The following is a 15,298-nucleotide window of genomic DNA, read 5'->3' on the forward strand; positions in this document are numbered from 1 at the left end:
CACGGGTTTGCCACTGATAGTGGGGAAGCCCGGCAGCCCGTTGCGGCCAACATTTTCCATCAACGCATCGCGTCTACGTACCAAATGGGAAGTTTCATGAATCTCGACCAGAAGCGCTGCATCATCTTCGACCTGGACGGCACGGTGTACCTGGGTGACCGGCCCATTCCCGGCACGGTGGACTTCATCCGCCGCAACCTCGGGGTGCGCGACATCCAGTTCCTGACCAACAACACCTCCAAGAATCTTGCCGACTACACCGCCAAACTGGCGGGAATGGGCATCGACATCGGCCTCGACCGCATGCTTTCGCCGCTGCTGCCGCTGGTGGACCACCTGCGCGAGCAGTCCATCACCCGTGTCTACCCGGTGGGCAACGCCAATTTCACCGCGTTCCTGCGCGAACGCATGCCCGACATCGTGTTTACCGCCGGGGACGACTGCCAGGCCGTGCTGCTGGGCTACGATACGGAACTCACCTACCGCAAGCTCACGGAGTCGTGCCTGTTGCTGCAACGGCCGGACGTGGCCTTTCTGGCGACCCATGCCGACAAGGTCTGCCCTTCGCCGCAGGGGCCGCTGCCCGACGCGGGCAGCTTCATGGCCCTGTACGAGGCGGCCACCGGGCGCGCGCCGGATATCGTGTTCGGCAAGCCCAACACCATCCTGCTGCGCTCGCTTCTCCAGCGCTACCAGCCGCACGAAATGGTCATGGTGGGCGACCGCATCTACACCGACAAGCTGCTGGCGGAAAACGCCGGAATGGACTTCATCCTCGTGCTCAGCGGTGAGACGCGGCGCGAGGATCTGGCGTCGCTTTCGCGCCAGCCGGCACTTGTAGTTGACGACCTGGGGGGGTACTGACCTTGGCAGGGAAAGGGCAGGCAAGCCCGCCCCGATGCGTGGCGTAACGGTAACGTCGCTTGCGCCGGGGGGCAGGCATCCGTCAGGATGCCCCCATGCGGCCTGGTCTCCCTCCCGCCCCCATGTCCTGGCATGTCTGGCCATGTCTGGCCATGTCCGGCCATCTTCGGCGGATGTCCGATGGGCAGAAAATGCTTTGAGAATTAGCTCTGGCAGATTATAATGTGACGATTTTGCGGCGTTTCGGTGACGAGAATGAGACGCCGCAAGGGCCGATCATTCCAACGTCAACGCCAATATCGAGGAGAAGGCAATGACCAAGAAGTGGATGCAGCTGCTGCTCGCTCCGGTTGTTCTGGCCGCGGGCCTGTGCGTCATGTCCGCCAACATCGCCAAGGCCGCCGACGACTGCGCGAACCGTGGCTCGCTGGACGGCATGTTCTGCGACGACAACAAGGACCTGGTGGCCGACACCCCCAAGGACAAGGGGAAGTGGAAGGACCCGAGCACGCTGGTGTTCACCTACACCCCCGTTGAAGACCCCGCCGTCTACAAGGACGCCTTTGCCGACTTCCAGGCCTTCCTGGAAAAGCGCACCGGCAAGAAGGTGGTCTACTACACCGTGCAGTCCAACGCCGCCGAAGTGGAAGCCATGCGTTCCGGTCGCCTGCACATCGCCGGGTTCTCCACCGGTCCCACCTGCTACGCGGTCAACCTGGCGGGCTATGTGCCCATCGCCGTCAAGGGCGACGCCGAAGGCTTCCAGGGCTACCGCCTGCTGATGATCGTGCGCAAGGACAGCCCCGCCCAGACCATTGCCGACCTGAAGGGCAAGAAGATCGCGCACACCTCCGCTTCGTCCAACTCGGGCAACCTGGCCCCGCGCGCCATCTTCCCCAAGCTGGGCCTGACCCCCGAAAAGGACTACACCGTGGTCTATTCGGGCAAGCACGACCAGTCCATCCTCGGCGTGGGCTACGGCGACTACGACGCCGCCCCCGTTGCCGGCGACGTGTTCAAGCGCATGGCCCAGGCCGGGCGCATCAATGAAGCGGACTACCGCATCATCTGGCAGAGCGACGTGTTCCCCACCTCTTCGTTCGGGTATGCCCATGACCTGAACCCCGACCTGGTGAAGAAGATCGTCGACGCGTTCCACGAATACCGCTTCACCCCCGAAATGCAGAAGACCTTCGGCGGTGCCGACCGGTTCTTCCCCGTGACCTACCAGAAGGACTGGGCGGTCATCCGCGAAATCGCGGAAGCCAACGGCGAAACCTTCAACCAGACCGGTCTGCAGAAGATCGCCGAGAAGGAAGCCGCCGAGGCCGCCAAGAAGAAGCAGGAAGCCGAAGCCAAGAAGCAGTAGCACACATGCGGCGGGCACCGGCATGTCCGGTGCCCGCCGTTTTTGCACGCGGCGCGGGGCGCCCCGTGCCTGGCATTTGAAACCGCGTGTCATCTCCGTTTCCCTGGGCCAACGTACCGGCCCACCGCACAGGCAGGCTCATCGGGCCCCGGTGCGGGACACGGACCCGGCACGCCGTCCGCAGGACGCGCCACGCCCGCAGGCCGGATGCCATCGGGCGTCGTGGTGCGTTCTTCACCAGCAGCTCCGGGAATCAGCAAGTGCACAAGGCAACAGAGTCCGCTTCCACCTCCCGTCGTCCCGCGTGCAGCGCGGGCGACAAGTCGCTCGTCGTCGAGAATCTGCGCAAGGAATACACGCGCGGCAAACCCGTGCTCAAGAACATCAACCTGACCGTGGCCGGGCAGTGCACCACCGCCATCATCGGCCCGTCCGGCACCGGCAAGAGTACGCTGCTGCGTTGCATCAACCGGCTCATCGAGCCCACCTCCGGGCGTATCCTGGTCAGCGGCCAGGACATCTGCACCCTGCGCGGGGCCGACCTGCGCGCGGCACGCCGCCGCATCGGCATGGTGTTTCAGGAATACAACCTGGTGGAGCGCCTGTCGGTGATGGAAAACGTGCTCTGCGGGCGCCTGGGGTACATTGCGCCCTGGCGTGCCTGGCTGCGCAAGTTTCCGCAGGAGGACATCGAGCGCGCCTACGACCTGCTGGACATGGTGGGGCTGACCGAGTTCGCCCGCGCCCGCGCCGACGAGCTTTCCGGCGGCCAGCGCCAGCGCGTGGGCATTGCCCGCGCGGTGATGCAGCAGCCGCACATCCTGCTGGCTGACGAGCCCACCTCTTCGCTGGACCCCAAGACCTCCGTCGAGATCATGGAACTCTTGCGCGAAGTGGCATCCGTCAACGACATCCCCGTGCTGGTGAACATCCACGACGTGACGCTGGGCCGCCGCTTTGCCGACAGGGTGGTGGGCATGTCCAAGGGCGACGTGGTGTTTGACGGCGTGCCCGGCGACCTGACCGACGAGCACCTCAAGCTCATCTACGGCGGCGAGGACTGGCTGGCATGAGCGCTGCAACCGTCGCCCGTCCCGCACCCTTTGCGGTCAGCTGGTGGGCCCGCCTGGGCTACCTGCTGGCCGTGCTCTACTGCCTGTATGCCCTGTCCATCCTGGACATTTCGTGGGAACGCCTGCTGGCGGGGCTGGACAACGGCTCCCGCTTTCTGGGGGCCATGTTTCCGCCGGAATTCAAACGCTGGAAGCTGCTGATCGACAACCTGCTGGAGTCGTTGCAGATCGCGCTCATTTCGTCCCTGTTCGGGGTGCTCATTTCGCTGCCGGTGGGCCTGTGCGCCTCGCGCAACCTGATGCCCGACTGGCTGACCTGGCCCGCGCGCGCCTTCATCGCCGTGTGCCGCTCGTTCCACCCGGTGATCTTCGCCATCCTGTTCGTGAAGGCCGTGGGCTTCGGCCCGCTGGCGGGCATCCTGACGCTGATCTTCGCGTCCATCGGCTTCGTGGCCAAGCTGTTCGCCGAGGCCATCGAGGAAATCTCGCTGAAGCCGGTGGAGGCCGCGCGGGCCGCGGGCGCTCCCTTCCTTTCGGTGCTGACCTTCGCCGTGCTGCCGCAGGTGCTGAACCGGTTCATCGGCTTTTCCACCTACCAGGTGGACTCCAACCTGCGTAACTCCACCATGATCGGCATCGTGGGCGCGGGCGGCATCGGCGGCACCCTGGCCGCGGCCTTCCAGCGCTTCGACTACAGCTTCGTGTGCGCCATCCTGCTGGCCATCATCGCCCTGATCATGGTTTCCGAGTACGTGGCGGTGCGGGTGAAGGGGGTGTTCCAATGAGCGCCGACCGCATCTGGCAACGCTTCACCCCGGCGGAGCGCATGGCGCGCTTCGTGGTGTTTCTGGTGGCGGCCATCCTGCTGGCATGGTCGTTCCGCACGGTGGAGATCATTCCCGAATTCCTCATGGACGCCCCGGAACAGGTGGCCGACCTGTTCGCCCGCATGTGGCCGGTGGACTATGCCTACTACGAGCGCGGCGTGCACGCCGTGCTCATCGAAACGCTGCACATCGCCACGCTGGGCACCATCATGACCCTGGGCATCGCCATACCCGTGGGCATCATGGCGGCCAGCAACGTGTGCCGCGTGCCCGCGCTGAACTGGCTGGCCACGTTCATCCTGGTCTCGTCGCGTTCGGTCAACACGCTGGTCTGGGCGCTGCTGTTCGTGGCGGTGTTCGGTCCCGGCACGCTGGCGGGCACGGTGACCATCGCCGTGCGCTCCATCGGCTTCGTGGGCAAGCTGTTCGGCGAGGCGCTGGAAGAATCCGCCCCCGGCCCCATCGAGGCGCTGCGCGCCGCCGGTGCGCCGTGGATCAGCGTGTTCCTGAAGGGCTACTGGCCGCAGGTTTCCCCGGCGTTCTGGGGCATCGCCCTGTTCCGCTGGGACATCAACGTGCGCGAATCCTCGGTCATCGGGCTGGTGGGCGCGGGCGGCATCGGCATGGCTCTCGACGAGGCGCTCAACCTGTTCCATTGGGACCGCGTGGCGCTTATACTGGTATGCATCTTCGCGGTGGTGGTCATCGCGGAGGTGTTCGTCACCCATATTCGCAAGCGCATCATCTAGGGACTGTCACCAAATTGTCCTTTTGCCCGTTGGCTTCGTCAAACTTCGCTTGGCATGTCGGTCGAATACGATAAGAGTATACTCCCTCATGCCAAGCTCGTTTTCCTTGCCAACGAACAAAAAACCTAATTTGGAGACAGCACCTTAAGAGGCGTAGCGAGATGTTCACGGGGCGGCGAAAGCCGCCCCTTTTCGCTTGACGGTCGTATCGACGGCCCCGCCGGAGCGGGGCGGGAGGAACCCATGCAACGTCTGAAGGGAAAGCGCGTCCTCATGTTCGTGGACGACGTGTATGAAGACCTGGAGCTGTGGTACCCCAAGCTGCGCCTGATCGAAGAGGGCGCCGAGGTGGTGGTGGCCGGGCCGGAGAAGGGCCGCACCTACACGGGCAAGAACGGGTACCCCTGCAAGGCCGACGCGGCCATCGCCGACATGGAGGACATCAGCTTCGACCTGCTGGTCATCAGCGGCGGCTTTGCCCCGGACAAGCTGCGCCGCGACCCCAAGGTGCTGGAACTGACCCGCCGCATGCACGAGGCGGGCAAGGTGGTGGCCCACATCTGCCATGCCGGGTGGATTCCCATTTCGGCGGGCATCATGCGCGGCTTCCGCTGCACCTCCACCCCCGGCATCAAGGACGACCTCATCAACGCCGGGGCCATCTGGGAAGACGCCGAGGTGGTGGTGGACCGCAATCAGGTCAGCAGCCGCAAGCCCGACGACCTGCCCGCGTTCTGCAAGGCCATCATCGCGTTGGCGGCAGGGTAGTCCTGCCGGATGGCCCGACCCGGACCGTCCGGTAGGAAAAACGGCTCCGGCCATGCCGGTGTCGATGTGATGCAAAAGGGGGAGGGACCTGCTGGTCCCTCCCCTCTGTCTTTCGTGCAGGCAGCATGCTGCCCGTGCGCCGGGTTACTTGACGGTCACCAGTTCGTAGGTTCCGCTGCCAAGCCCCAGCGCCTCGGCATGTTCGATCTGGCTCCGCCAGTTGGTGCCGGGGTGGACAACATGGAAATGGTCGTGCCGTCCGGTGTGTCCTGCATGTCCGGCATGTCCGGCATGCCCGGCACAGCCGCAGGCGGATTCGCCCTTGCCTTCCGGCTGGTTGCCAATCCTGTCGCCCAGCACGGTACCGGGAATGACCGGGGCGGCATTGACGGCGTCGATGCAGGCCTTGTCCAGCGCCACGGGGTCGAAGCTGGCGAAGATGCCGATGTCCGGAATGATGGCGGCGTCGTTTTCGCCGTGGCAGTCACAGTTGGGCGAGACGTGGTTGACCACGCTGATGTGGAAGTTGGGGCGCCCGTCCAACACGGCCTTGGCGTATTCCACCATCCGGATGTTCACGTCGTCGCTGCTGCCTGACCACGGCGTGTCGATTGCGTCGAAGTTGCAGGTGGCGATGCACCGCCCGCAGCCCACGCACAGCTCGTGGTTGATGGACGCCTTCTTTTCTTCGTTGAAGGTGATGGCGTCCTGATTGCAGTACCTGGCGCAGGTGCGGCAGCCCACACACTTGTCGTGGGCAACGCGCGGCTTGCCGTTGTTGTGCATGATCATCTTGCCAGCCCGGCTGCCGCTGCCCATGCCGATGTTCTTGATGGCCCCGCCGAAGCCTGTCAGCTCGTGCCCCTTGAAGTGGTTCAGCGAGATGAAGACGTCGGCGTCCATGATGGCCCGGCCGATCTTGGCGGTTTTCAGGTGCACGCCGCCTTCGATGGGCACCTCCACCTCGTCCGCGCCTTTCAGGCCATCCGCGATGACCACGTGGCAGCCGGTGGAGAACGGGGTGAACCCGTTTTCGTAGGCGGCGTCCATGTGCAGCAGGGCGTTGTTGCGGCGGCCCACGTAGAGCGTGTTGGCATCGGTCAGAAAGGGCATGCCGCCCAGCTTCTTCACCCGGTCCGCGACGGTCTTGGCGAAATTGGGGCGCAGGAAGGCGAGGTTGCCCGGCTCGCCGAAATGGATCTTGATGGCCACGAAGGCGTTCTGGAAGTTGATGCGCTCCATGCCCGCCGCCAGCATGAGCTTGTCCAGTTTGTCGAGCAGGCTGGTGCCGATCCTGCACCGCATGTCGGTGAAATAGACCCTGGACGGCTCCGCGCCTGCGCCCGCCTGCTTCGTGCCCTTTGGCCCGGTACCCTTTTGCGGGGTTTCCTTCGTGCCTGCCTTGGCGGCTTTGCTCCCGCGCGCGGGACGCTCATTCTTTGCGGAAGCCGGGGATGCGTGCACTTTCCCGGATTTTGTCGTTTCGCTCATCGTCATGTGCCTCCGTGATTGGCAAGGTATGCCGCAACGGTCATCCGCTGCCGACGGGTCATGCTTGCCGCGCGAGTGTTTCCTGTCCGGCAGGCCCCGGACCTGCCGGGGCAATGGTCTTACACCCATGTTTCTTACCGCAGGCTGGCAGGCTGCGGAAGGCATGATTCCACCTTTCTTTTGCACATTCCTCTCATGCGCGCCTGCATGCGCGGGATGGACCGGCCTGCTGCGCGGCACGGCACACCTGCGGAAAGCAGCTGTCTGCGGCATGCACAAGGGCCTTGCGGATACTGTCCGCAAGGCCCTTGTGCATGTCGCGACTCTGGCTGGCCGGTTGCGGGCTAGTGCAGCCGCCACGCCGCCAGCGCGAGCATCAGGCAACTGACGGCGGCCCCGCCCGCGAACACGGCGGGCAGGTCACCACCGGCGTAGAGCAGGCCGAACAGCAGCGGGGCCAGGGTCTGGCCCAGGCGCAGCAGGGTGCCGTTGACGGCCATGATGGCGGCGCGCTGCTGGGTGGGGGCCAGCGAGGTCATCATGGTGGACAGGTTGGGCAGGTTCAGCCCCTGGGCCATGCCGAAGCACAGCACCGGCCCCAGCAGCCACCACAGACCGGGCATCAGCGGCAGAAGCAGCATGGCGGCGGCGTAGAAGACATGGCTGAGCATGATCAGCCGCCGGGCGGGAAAGCGTTCCGACAGGCGCCCCAGTTGCGAGGCGATCATGGCCGTGCCCAGCGAGGACACGGCAAAGATGGCGCCGATGCGCGAAGGCGCGGCGTGGAAGCGGGTGTCCGCCAGCACCGGAAAGAAGGTGACCATGGGGCCGTACAATTGCACGAAGGTAAGCAGGGAAAGCCCGAACAGCACCAGTGCGCGCGGCGACAGCGCAATGCGCAGGGTGGAGCGGAAATATTCACCCAGGGTCTGCGTGGCGCGCGAGGCGGGCAGGCGCAGGCGCGCCGCGGCCAGCATCAGCGGCAGCACGGCCAGGGGCAGCAGGAAGGGGACGTTCCAGCCAAGCTCCGCCAGCAGTCCGCCCACGGCGGGAAAGATGGCCGTGCCCAGGCTGAGCACGCCAGCGTTGTACCCCATGGCCCGTACCCGGTCGCTGTCTTCGTACAGGTCGCCGATGAGGGTGGTGTACAGGACGCCCAGCGGGGCCGCGCCAAACCCCTGCACGAAGCGGCAGGCCAGCAGGGTGGAAAGGTCACGCGCGAAGAAGCAGGCCGAGCCCCCGAGGGCGAACAGGGCCATGGCGGGCAGCAGCACGCGCTTGCGGCCCAGCCGGTCGGCCAGCACCCCCGCGATGGGGGCCAGCACGATGCCGGGCAGGGTGAAGGCGGTCAGCACCAGCCCCACAGAGGCCAGGGGTATGTCCAGTTCGCGCGCCATCAGCGGCAGGGCGGGCATGATGCTGGAAACGCCCATGATCACCGTAAGGGTGATGCCGAAGATGGTGTGCAGGTTTCTGTCGCGCAGCAGCGGATGCATGGGGCTTCCGTGGGAAGGTCGAATGTTCGGCGGGTTCTACGCCCCCCGGCATGGCAAGGTCAAGGTAAGGAAACGCGGCAAACGATGCGCGGTTGGGGTGCATCTTGCCGCCATTGTTGCATCGGTGGCGGTTACCGGGTAGGAAGTGAGGGGGAGTCGGCATGTTGCCCACCACGCTCTGGCGTGGGGCGTGTGCTGGCCAGCGGGGGGCCAACCGCGTCCAGCATACGCAAGGGAGAAGTTGATGCCGCCGGACGACCAGGAAGGCTTGAGAGTACGCTGCCCGTACTGTCACAAGGTTTTCATGATGCGCAAGAAGCTGCCCTCGTCGGAAGCGGCCCGCATTCGGGTGAAGTGCCCGAACTGCGGCGAGGACATTCTGCTGCCCGGCGAGGTGCTGGTACGGGCCTGCAAGGGCGGCGAGAAGAAGTAACCGGCGGGTGGGGGCCGAACCGGTCCCATCCGGTGACCAGCCGGGGCGTACCAGCGTCGCATGCGGTTTGGTCCCTTCAGGCTGCATGACGCGCCCCGAAGCGGCACCTGACGCACACTTGGCGCGTCCCCGAAGTGTCGCCCGACACGTCCCACCACACGCCCCATGCATGTCCCCCGGCACGCCCGGCCAGCCTGCACGTGGCCTGACATTTCCTTTCTAGCTGTCCCGGCAGCCCAGCACGAAGCCCCGGCATCTGGTGATGCCGGGGCTTCGTTCATGGTCGGTTACAGCGCGCGGCCTAGCGCTTGCGCTTCTGCTTGAAGGCATCCTTGGCAAGGCGTCCCAGTTCGGCCAGGCGGCGGTCCACCTTGTCGTACAGGGTGCCGGGGCTGAAGGTGGAATCGGCGCGCATGCGTCCGGCGGGCATGCCGGTAAGCAGTTCCATGGCCTCGGTGATGTGCGCCACCGGCCAGATGGAAAAACGCCCCTCGTTCACGGCGGCCACCACTTCCTGCTTCAGCATCAGGTGGGCGATGTTGTCCTTGGGCAGGATAACGCCCTGTTCGCCGGTCAGCCCGTGGCGGCTGCACACCTCGAAGAAGCCTTCCACCTTGCGGGTCACACCGCCCACGGCCATGATCTGGCCGGACTGGCTGACCGCGCCGGTGAAGGCCAGCGAAAGCCGGATGGGCACGTCCGCGATGGCCGAAAGCAGGGCCGCCAGTTCCGCGCCGGAGGCGGAATCGCCCTCGATGCCCGCATAGCTCTGCTCGAAGCACAGGCTGCCGGTCATCACCAGCGGCTTGGTGCGGGCAAACTGGCTGACAAGGTAGCTTTTCAGGATCATCATGGCCTTGGTGTGGATGGGCCCGCCAAGCTCGGCTTCCCGCTCAAGGTCGATGATGCCCCCGTGCCCCACGCCCACGGTGCAGGAAATCTGGTGCGGCAGGCCGAACTCGAAGTCGCCGTACCAGGTCACCGAAAGGCCGTTCACCCGGCCCACTTCGCTGCCGCTGGTGCGCACCTTGATCAGTTCGCGGTCGTATTCGTCCATGTAGTGCTGCTCGACCAGGTTGGCGCGGTAGGTGCGCGCCACCATGGCGTCGTGCAGGGTGGTGCGGTCCACCAGCGCGCTGCCCTTCATGGAGGCCAGGGCCGAAGCCTCGATCATCAGTTCGCGCAGCACCGGGAACTTCAGCGAAAGCTTGCGCTGGTCCTCTATGATGCGCGAGCCGTAGTCCACCAGCCCCGCCATGGCGTCGCGGTCGAAGGGCAGCAGCTTTGACTCGTCGATGATCCGCGCGATGCGAGCAAGATACACCTTCACCCCGTCGGCGTTGCGTTCGGTGGCCTCGGTCAGGTGCGCCTTGATCTTGAACAGCTTGGGGAAGCGGTCGTCGTTGACCAGCAGCGTCTCGTACATTTCCTCGGTGCCCACCAGCACCACCTTCAGGTTCAGGCGCAGCGGTTCCGGTTCTATGCCCTTGGTCTTGGTGGATTCCTGTCCGTCGCCCGCGTCCTCTATGCGGGCCAGGCCCGAACGCAGGGCGCGCAGCAAGCCTTCCCAGGCGCTGGGGTAGGACAGGATGTCCTCCATGTGCAGCACCAGGAAGCCGCCGTTGGCCTTTTGGAGCGAGCCCGCCTTGACCAGGGTGAAGTCCGTCACCAGCGCGCCCATTTCCGATTCGCGCTCGATGCACCCCAGCAGGTTGGACGGGGTGGGGTGGTCGTCCACCACGATGGGCGCGCCGTGGGTTTCGCTGTTGTCCACGAACACGTTGATGTCGTAGCGGAAGGACGTGTCTTCGGGCGGTGGCCCCAGGTCGGGCTGCTGCTGCGGCATGTGGGTGGGCATGTCGCGCTGCACGAAGCCTTCGATGTTGTCCAGGATGTCTTCGCGCATGTCTGCGAAGTAGCGCTTCAGTTCGTCGCACGGACAGGTCTTGGCGAACTTGTCGGCCAGCGGCGTCAGGAACTGGTCCAGCACCTCGCGCACCACTTCCTTTTCCAGGGTGCGCTCGTCCTCCACGAAGTCCTGTTCGGCGCGGGTCAGCTTGCGCATCAGGCCGGTCATGGCTTGCAGCAGGCGGTCGCCCTTCAGCTTCAGGCTCTTGCGCAGCGTGGCGTCGAGCTTTTCGTACTCGTCCTCGCTGAGGCGCTTGCCCTCCACGATGGGGTACAGGGTCAGGCTGCCGGAATCGTCCATGTCCAGGTTGAAGCCTTCGCCCCCGGCCACGGTGTCCATTTCCTTGAACAGCTTGCTGCGCTGGGTCTGGAACTTGTCCAGCAGAAGGGTGCGCTTGCGCACGAAGGCGTCGTGCTCGAAGCGGCTGGGCGCTTCCTTGCGGGCCTTGGACAGGGCCTGGGTGAGGGAGGTGCGCAGCTTGCGTCCCTGTCCGGCGGGCAGCGCGATGAGGCGCGGCCTGTCCGGGTCCTCGAAATTGTAGACGTGGATGAGGTCCGGCGGGGTGTCCATCTTGCGGGCGCGCGGCGCAAGGTATTCGCGCAGCATGTAGGTGCGGCCAAGATTGGCCTCGCCCGAAAGGTAGACATTGTAGCCGCCGTCACGGATGTGCAGGGCCAGTTCAAGCGCCTGCAACACGCGGGGCTGGGGGGTGCGGCGCATGCCGTTGCGCGGCGGGCGCGGAATGGCGTCGCTGGTCTCCCACCGGATGCGGGTGGGGTCGAGCGTGGCGCGAAGACGGGCGGCGGGCAGCGGGGAAACCTTGGTCATGATGCTCCTGCGCGGCGAACGGAGTGGAAGGGCCGGGCCAGCGGCCCGACGGGTTGCACGGCCCCGGCGGAAAAACCGGTGCCGAACCGGCGCGAGGGGCCGGGTTTCTTAGCCTAGCGTGTTGCCCCGCGCTTGTCACGTCCCGCAGGCCGGTACGACCGGGCAGATGATGACGGCGGGTGCGCGGGAACGAACGCCAGCTGCCCACCGGGTGGCCGTCACGGGGGGCGGCAGCATGCGTGAGCGGCATGCAGCGGCGATGCGGACCGGGGCAGGGCGTGGTGGCGGCAAGTCGCGGGGACGGTGACATGGGGATGTGCGGAGGCGTGCCTGCCTGCCGTCCGGAGCCGCGCGGGGTTTGTCAGCCGGGGCGGGAACGGCTATCATCCGCGCCATGAGCGCAGCCCAACCCACGCCGCAGCATGCCGGGGCCGAGCCGAACCGCGCAACGCCGCACCCGGCAGGGCACGGCGGGCCGGGGGATGGCGGGCCGGAGCAGGGGGGGCATGGCGCGGAGCGGAACGAGCCGGTGCCCGTGTTGCTGTCCGTGGTGGTGCCGGTGCTGCACGAGGGGCACCGCATCGCGGAGTTGGCCGGGCACGTGCGCGCGCTGGCGGAGGAACTGCCGCCGGGCGCCGTGGAACTGGTGGTGGCCGACGGCGCCCCGGAAGGAGACACGCTGGCGGCCCTGAAGCTGGCGCTTGGCGAAGACGCATGGCGGGCCGTGACCGGTTTGGGCGAAACCAGCCTGGGGGCAACCGGCTTGGCCCCGGTAGGCCCGCTCGCCACCGGTGGGAGCGCCGCCGAAGAATTTTCCGGCACGGGGTTGCCCGTGCGCGCCGTGGCCGCACCGCGTGGCCGCGCCCGGCAGATGAATGCCGGGGCCGCCGTGGCCCGTGGGGAGGTGCTGTTGTTCCTGCACGCGGATACGCGCCTGCCGGGCGGGGCCTTTCCTGCCGTATTGCGGGCGTTGGGTGTTGGGGAGAGTGCGGAATTTGCCGGAACTGCCGGAATTGCTGGAAGCGGGACAGCCGGAGAGGGCGCGGGACGGCATGCCGACGATGGCGTATCTCGCTCCGCCGTCGGCATTCCCGCCGCCGGGGCGTTCACCCTGGCCATCGACGCGCCGGGGGCGTGGTTCCGGGTGGTGGAAACGCTGGCCAACCTGCGCAACCGGCTCACCCGCACCCCGTATGGTGACCAGGCCCAGTTCTTTCGGGCCGGTTTGTTCCGGGCCATGGGCGGCTATACCGACATGCCGCTGATGGAAGACGTGGAGATCATGCGCCGCCTGCGCCGCCAGCATCGCCTGCATGGCCCACGTGGCCCATGTGGCACTGCCCAGCCGCTGGCCCTGCTGGACCTGCGGGCCGTCACCTCGGCCCGGCGCTGGCGCGACGAGGGGGCCGTGCGCTGCACCCTGCGCAATGTCTGTCTGCGGCTGCTGTACGCGCTGGGGGTTCCGGCGCAGATACTGGCGCGTTGGTACCGCGCCCGCAAAGGAGCATCATGAGCGACACCTGCGTACTCTTTTTCGTCAAGTATCCCGAACCGGGCGCGGTGAAGACGCGTCTTGCCTCCGTCATGGGCGCGGAAGCCGCCGCCGCCATGTACCGCCATTTCGTGCAGGACATGCTGGCCGAACTGGTTCAGGTAAAGGCCGACCTGCGCATCTGTTGCGACACGGGCACCGTGCCTCGCGGCAGGGATGGCGCGCCGGGGGCACAGGACGCTCTGGCTGCGTGCAAGGCGTGGCTGGGGCCCCAGCATGTCTACCAGCCCCAGCAGGGTGACGACCTGGGCGCGCGCATGCGCACGGCCCTTGCCGATGCCTACGCCGCCGGATACGAGCGCGTGGTGGTGCTGGGCAGCGACATTCCGGACTTCCCGCACGAACTGGCGCAAAAGGCCCTGGACGACCTGGATCTGCACGATGCCGTCATCGGCCCGGCCTTTGACGGCGGGTATTATCTGATAGGCTTCCGGCGCGACCGCTTTCTGCCCGGCGTGTTCGACGGCATGGAGTGGAGCGGCGCGTCGGTGTACGCCGCCACCATGGAGCGGCTTGAGGCCGCCCGGCTGGACGTGGTGCGCCTGCCGGAATGGAACGACGTGGATACCATGTGGGATCTCAACGTCTTGTACCGCACCAACCGCAACAGCTCGTTCCGCAGGTCGTCTTCCTACGCCGCCATGCGCGAGCACGATGCGCTGATCCGCCAGTACGACATGGAACTGCCCGTATGGTCACGGGAAACGGAATCCGGAAAATGAACCCCGCTTCACTTCTCAGGCGCTCGGCATTGTGCGGCGGCCTGTTGGCCCTGCTGTTGTGCGCCCCCCTGTGCGTTTCCACCTGCGCGTTGGCCGCCGAGGCTGCGCCGTTTCCCGACCCGACTCCCGCCGCGCCTGGCGAGGAGCCGGAAGCCGGCACCGCAGATGAGCCGGAAAAACCCCAAAAGGCCAAGGCGTTCAGCACGTTGGTCATCTACTTCGAGAACGACCTGTTCGGCGGCACGGACCAGTACTACACCAATGCGGTGCAGGCGCGGTTTGTCTCGCCCGACCTCAAGACCCTGTCCGACGACGAAATGCTGCCCGACGTGCTGGACGAACTCATAGAACGGTTGCCCTTCGCGGGTGACCCCGACGCCCAGTACAACGTCAGCGTGGCCTTCGGGCAGGCCATCTACACCCCGTCCGATACCCAGGTCAGGGAGTACATCCCCCACGACAGGCCCTATGCGGGCTTTCTGTACGGGGCCATAGGCCTGCACGCCAAAAAGGGCGACCGCATGGACACCCTGCAATTCACCGGCGGCATCGTGGGGCCATCGGCACGGGGAGAAACGGCCCAGAACGAAGTGCACGAACTGCGCGACATTCCCACGGCCAAGGGCTGGGCCAACCAGTTGCACGACGAGCCGGGCCTGATGCTGACCTGGCAGCGCAACTGGCGGCTGAATCCTTCGTCCATCGGGCGCGGATTCGGCTGGGACGTGCTGCCCCGCGTGGGCGTCACGGGGGGCAACGTGCTGACCCAGGCCAACATGGGGGGCGAGGTGCGTCTGGGCTGGAACCTGCCGGGGGACTTCGAGACCTCGCTGATCCGCCCCGGCGGCGGCATCGAGGCGCCCACCGACGATGCGGACCCCCGCGTGCGCGACAGCTGGGGCTGGTACCTGTTCGCCGGGGCCGACGGGCGGGCCGTGGGGCGCAACATCTTTCTGGACGGCAATACCTTCCGCGACAGCCACGACGTGGAAAAGAAGTACTTCGTGGCCGACCTGTCCGGGGGGCTGGCGGTGATCGTCGAGGGGGTGCGCATCACCTATACCCACGTCTACCGCACCGAGGAATTCGTTGGACAGGACCGTGGGCAGCACTTCGGTTCACTGACCGTCGGGGTTTCCTTCTAGGCACGGGCCGAGACGTTGAAAAGGCCACGGCGTGGCATGAAAAAGCAAGGATGGGGGCGTTCCGCAGGGAAC

13 protein-coding genes are annotated in these 15,298 nt (G+C 66.2%); 10 read left to right on the forward strand and 3 right to left on the reverse strand.

Annotated features, from left to right (window positions below; translation table 11 throughout):
• Positions 1 to 96: 96 nt before the first annotated feature.
• The 6 genes from K6142_RS13700 to K6142_RS13725 all read left to right on the forward strand — a co-directional run bounded on the left by K6142_RS13700 (position 97) and on the right by K6142_RS13725 (position 5,650).
• A complete protein-coding gene (locus K6142_RS13700) occupies positions 97 to 864 on the forward strand; it encodes an HAD-IIA family hydrolase (protein WP_190244169.1) in 768 nt (255 codons plus the stop codon).
• 313 nt (positions 865 to 1,177) lie between these two features.
• Positions 1,178 to 2,233, forward strand: a complete 1,056-nt coding sequence (phnD, locus tag K6142_RS13705) for a phosphate/phosphite/phosphonate ABC transporter substrate-binding protein (RefSeq protein WP_223290269.1) — start codon at positions 1,178 to 1,180, stop codon at positions 2,231 to 2,233.
• A 260-nt stretch (positions 2,234 to 2,493) separates the two neighbouring features.
• The gene (phnC, locus tag K6142_RS13710; RefSeq protein ID WP_190244170.1) at positions 2,494 to 3,306 is read left to right on the forward strand and encodes a phosphonate ABC transporter ATP-binding protein; all 813 of its coding nucleotides are present in this window, start codon (positions 2,494 to 2,496) and stop codon (positions 3,304 to 3,306) included.
• Complete coding sequence (gene phnE, locus K6142_RS13715; RefSeq protein WP_190244171.1) at positions 3,303 to 4,091, forward strand: phosphonate ABC transporter, permease protein PhnE; 789 nt, start codon at positions 3,303 to 3,305, stop codon at positions 4,089 to 4,091. The genes phnC and phnE (K6142_RS13715) overlap by 4 nt, the downstream gene beginning before the upstream one ends.
• Positions 4,088 to 4,882, forward strand: a complete 795-nt coding sequence (gene phnE, locus K6142_RS13720) for a phosphonate ABC transporter, permease protein PhnE (protein WP_012611744.1) — start codon at positions 4,088 to 4,090, stop codon at positions 4,880 to 4,882. The genes phnE (K6142_RS13715) and phnE (K6142_RS13720) overlap by 4 nt, the downstream gene beginning before the upstream one ends.
• A gap of 243 nt (positions 4,883 to 5,125) precedes the next feature.
• Positions 5,126 to 5,650 (forward strand): type 1 glutamine amidotransferase domain-containing protein, encoded by a 525-nt coding sequence (locus K6142_RS13725; RefSeq protein ID WP_190244172.1) that lies wholly within the window; start codon positions 5,126 to 5,128, stop codon positions 5,648 to 5,650.
• Positions 5,651 to 5,794: 144 nt separating this feature from the next.
• Here the strand turns inward: K6142_RS13725 and K6142_RS13730 are convergent, their stop codons facing one another.
• Positions 5,795 to 6,955, reverse strand: coding sequence for a DUF362 domain-containing protein (locus tag K6142_RS13730; protein ID WP_317846385.1), 1,161 nt, complete (start codon positions 6,953 to 6,955; stop codon positions 5,795 to 5,797).
• 530 nt (positions 6,956 to 7,485) lie between these two features.
• Positions 7,486 to 8,637, reverse strand: a complete 1,152-nt coding sequence (locus tag K6142_RS13735; protein WP_190244174.1) for an MFS transporter — start codon at positions 8,635 to 8,637, stop codon at positions 7,486 to 7,488.
• 244 nt (positions 8,638 to 8,881) lie between these two features.
• Here K6142_RS13735 and K6142_RS13740 point away from each other — a divergent pair, with 244 nt between their 5' ends.
• Positions 8,882 to 9,070: a hypothetical protein gene (locus K6142_RS13740; RefSeq protein ID WP_012611740.1), complete on the forward strand. Its 189-nt coding sequence runs from the start codon at positions 8,882 to 8,884 to the stop codon at positions 9,068 to 9,070.
• 301 nt (positions 9,071 to 9,371) lie between these two features.
• Here the strand turns inward: K6142_RS13740 and K6142_RS13745 are convergent, their stop codons facing one another.
• Complete coding sequence (locus K6142_RS13745; protein WP_190244175.1) at positions 9,372 to 11,807, reverse strand: Lon protease family protein; 2,436 nt, start codon at positions 11,805 to 11,807, stop codon at positions 9,372 to 9,374.
• A gap of 394 nt (positions 11,808 to 12,201) precedes the next feature.
• Between K6142_RS13745 and K6142_RS13750 the strand changes: the two genes are divergently transcribed.
• From K6142_RS13750 to K6142_RS13760, 3 genes are read left to right on the forward strand one after another with little or no spacing between them, the layout of a single operon-like run.
• On the forward strand, positions 12,202 to 13,320 hold the full coding sequence (locus K6142_RS13750; protein WP_190244176.1) for a TIGR04283 family arsenosugar biosynthesis glycosyltransferase: 1,119 nt from the start codon (positions 12,202 to 12,204) through the stop codon (positions 13,318 to 13,320).
• Entirely contained in the window at positions 13,317 to 14,081 is a 765-nt protein-coding gene (locus tag K6142_RS13755) for a TIGR04282 family arsenosugar biosynthesis glycosyltransferase (protein ID WP_190244177.1), read from the forward strand. Before K6142_RS13750 ends, K6142_RS13755 begins: the two co-directional genes overlap by 4 nt.
• The gene (locus K6142_RS13760; RefSeq protein ID WP_190244178.1) at positions 14,078 to 15,226 is read left to right on the forward strand and encodes a lipid A deacylase LpxR family protein; all 1,149 of its coding nucleotides are present in this window, start codon (positions 14,078 to 14,080) and stop codon (positions 15,224 to 15,226) included. The genes K6142_RS13755 and K6142_RS13760 overlap by 4 nt, the downstream gene beginning before the upstream one ends.
• Positions 15,227 to 15,298: the final 72 nt, after the last annotated feature.

It is taken from the genome of Nitratidesulfovibrio sp. SRB-5 (assembly GCF_019931275.1).
GTDB lineage: Bacteria > Desulfobacterota > Desulfovibrionia > Desulfovibrionales > Desulfovibrionaceae > Cupidesulfovibrio.

What these genes read in the sequence shown, in the direction of transcription:
- phnE (WP_012611744.1), top strand. Translation starts at nt 4,088, where the DNA reads ATGAGCGCCGACCGCATCTGGCAACGCTTCACCCCGGCGGAGCGCATG.
- K6142_RS13755 (WP_190244177.1), top strand. Translation starts at nt 13,317, where the DNA reads ATGAGCGACACCTGCGTACTCTTTTTCGTCAAGTATCCCGAACCGGGC.
- K6142_RS13745 (WP_190244175.1), bottom strand. Translation starts at nt 11,807, where the DNA reads ATGACCAAGGTTTCCCCGCTGCCCGCCGCCCGTCTTCGCGCCACGCTC.
- K6142_RS13700 (WP_190244169.1), top strand. Translation starts at nt 97, where the DNA reads ATGAATCTCGACCAGAAGCGCTGCATCATCTTCGACCTGGACGGCACG.
- K6142_RS13730 (WP_317846385.1), bottom strand. Translation starts at nt 6,955, where the DNA reads ATGCGGTGCAGGATCGGCACCAGCCTGCTCGACAAACTGGACAAGCTC.
- K6142_RS13740 (WP_012611740.1), top strand. Translation starts at nt 8,882, where the DNA reads ATGCCGCCGGACGACCAGGAAGGCTTGAGAGTACGCTGCCCGTACTGT.
- phnE (WP_190244171.1), top strand. Translation starts at nt 3,303, where the DNA reads ATGAGCGCTGCAACCGTCGCCCGTCCCGCACCCTTTGCGGTCAGCTGG.
- K6142_RS13735 (WP_190244174.1), bottom strand. Translation starts at nt 8,637, where the DNA reads ATGCATCCGCTGCTGCGCGACAGAAACCTGCACACCATCTTCGGCATC.
- K6142_RS13750 (WP_190244176.1), top strand. Translation starts at nt 12,202, where the DNA reads ATGAGCGCAGCCCAACCCACGCCGCAGCATGCCGGGGCCGAGCCGAAC.
- phnD (WP_223290269.1), top strand. Translation starts at nt 1,178, where the DNA reads ATGACCAAGAAGTGGATGCAGCTGCTGCTCGCTCCGGTTGTTCTGGCC.
- K6142_RS13760 (WP_190244178.1), top strand. Translation starts at nt 14,078, where the DNA reads ATGAACCCCGCTTCACTTCTCAGGCGCTCGGCATTGTGCGGCGGCCTG.
- K6142_RS13725 (WP_190244172.1), top strand. Translation starts at nt 5,126, where the DNA reads ATGCAACGTCTGAAGGGAAAGCGCGTCCTCATGTTCGTGGACGACGTG.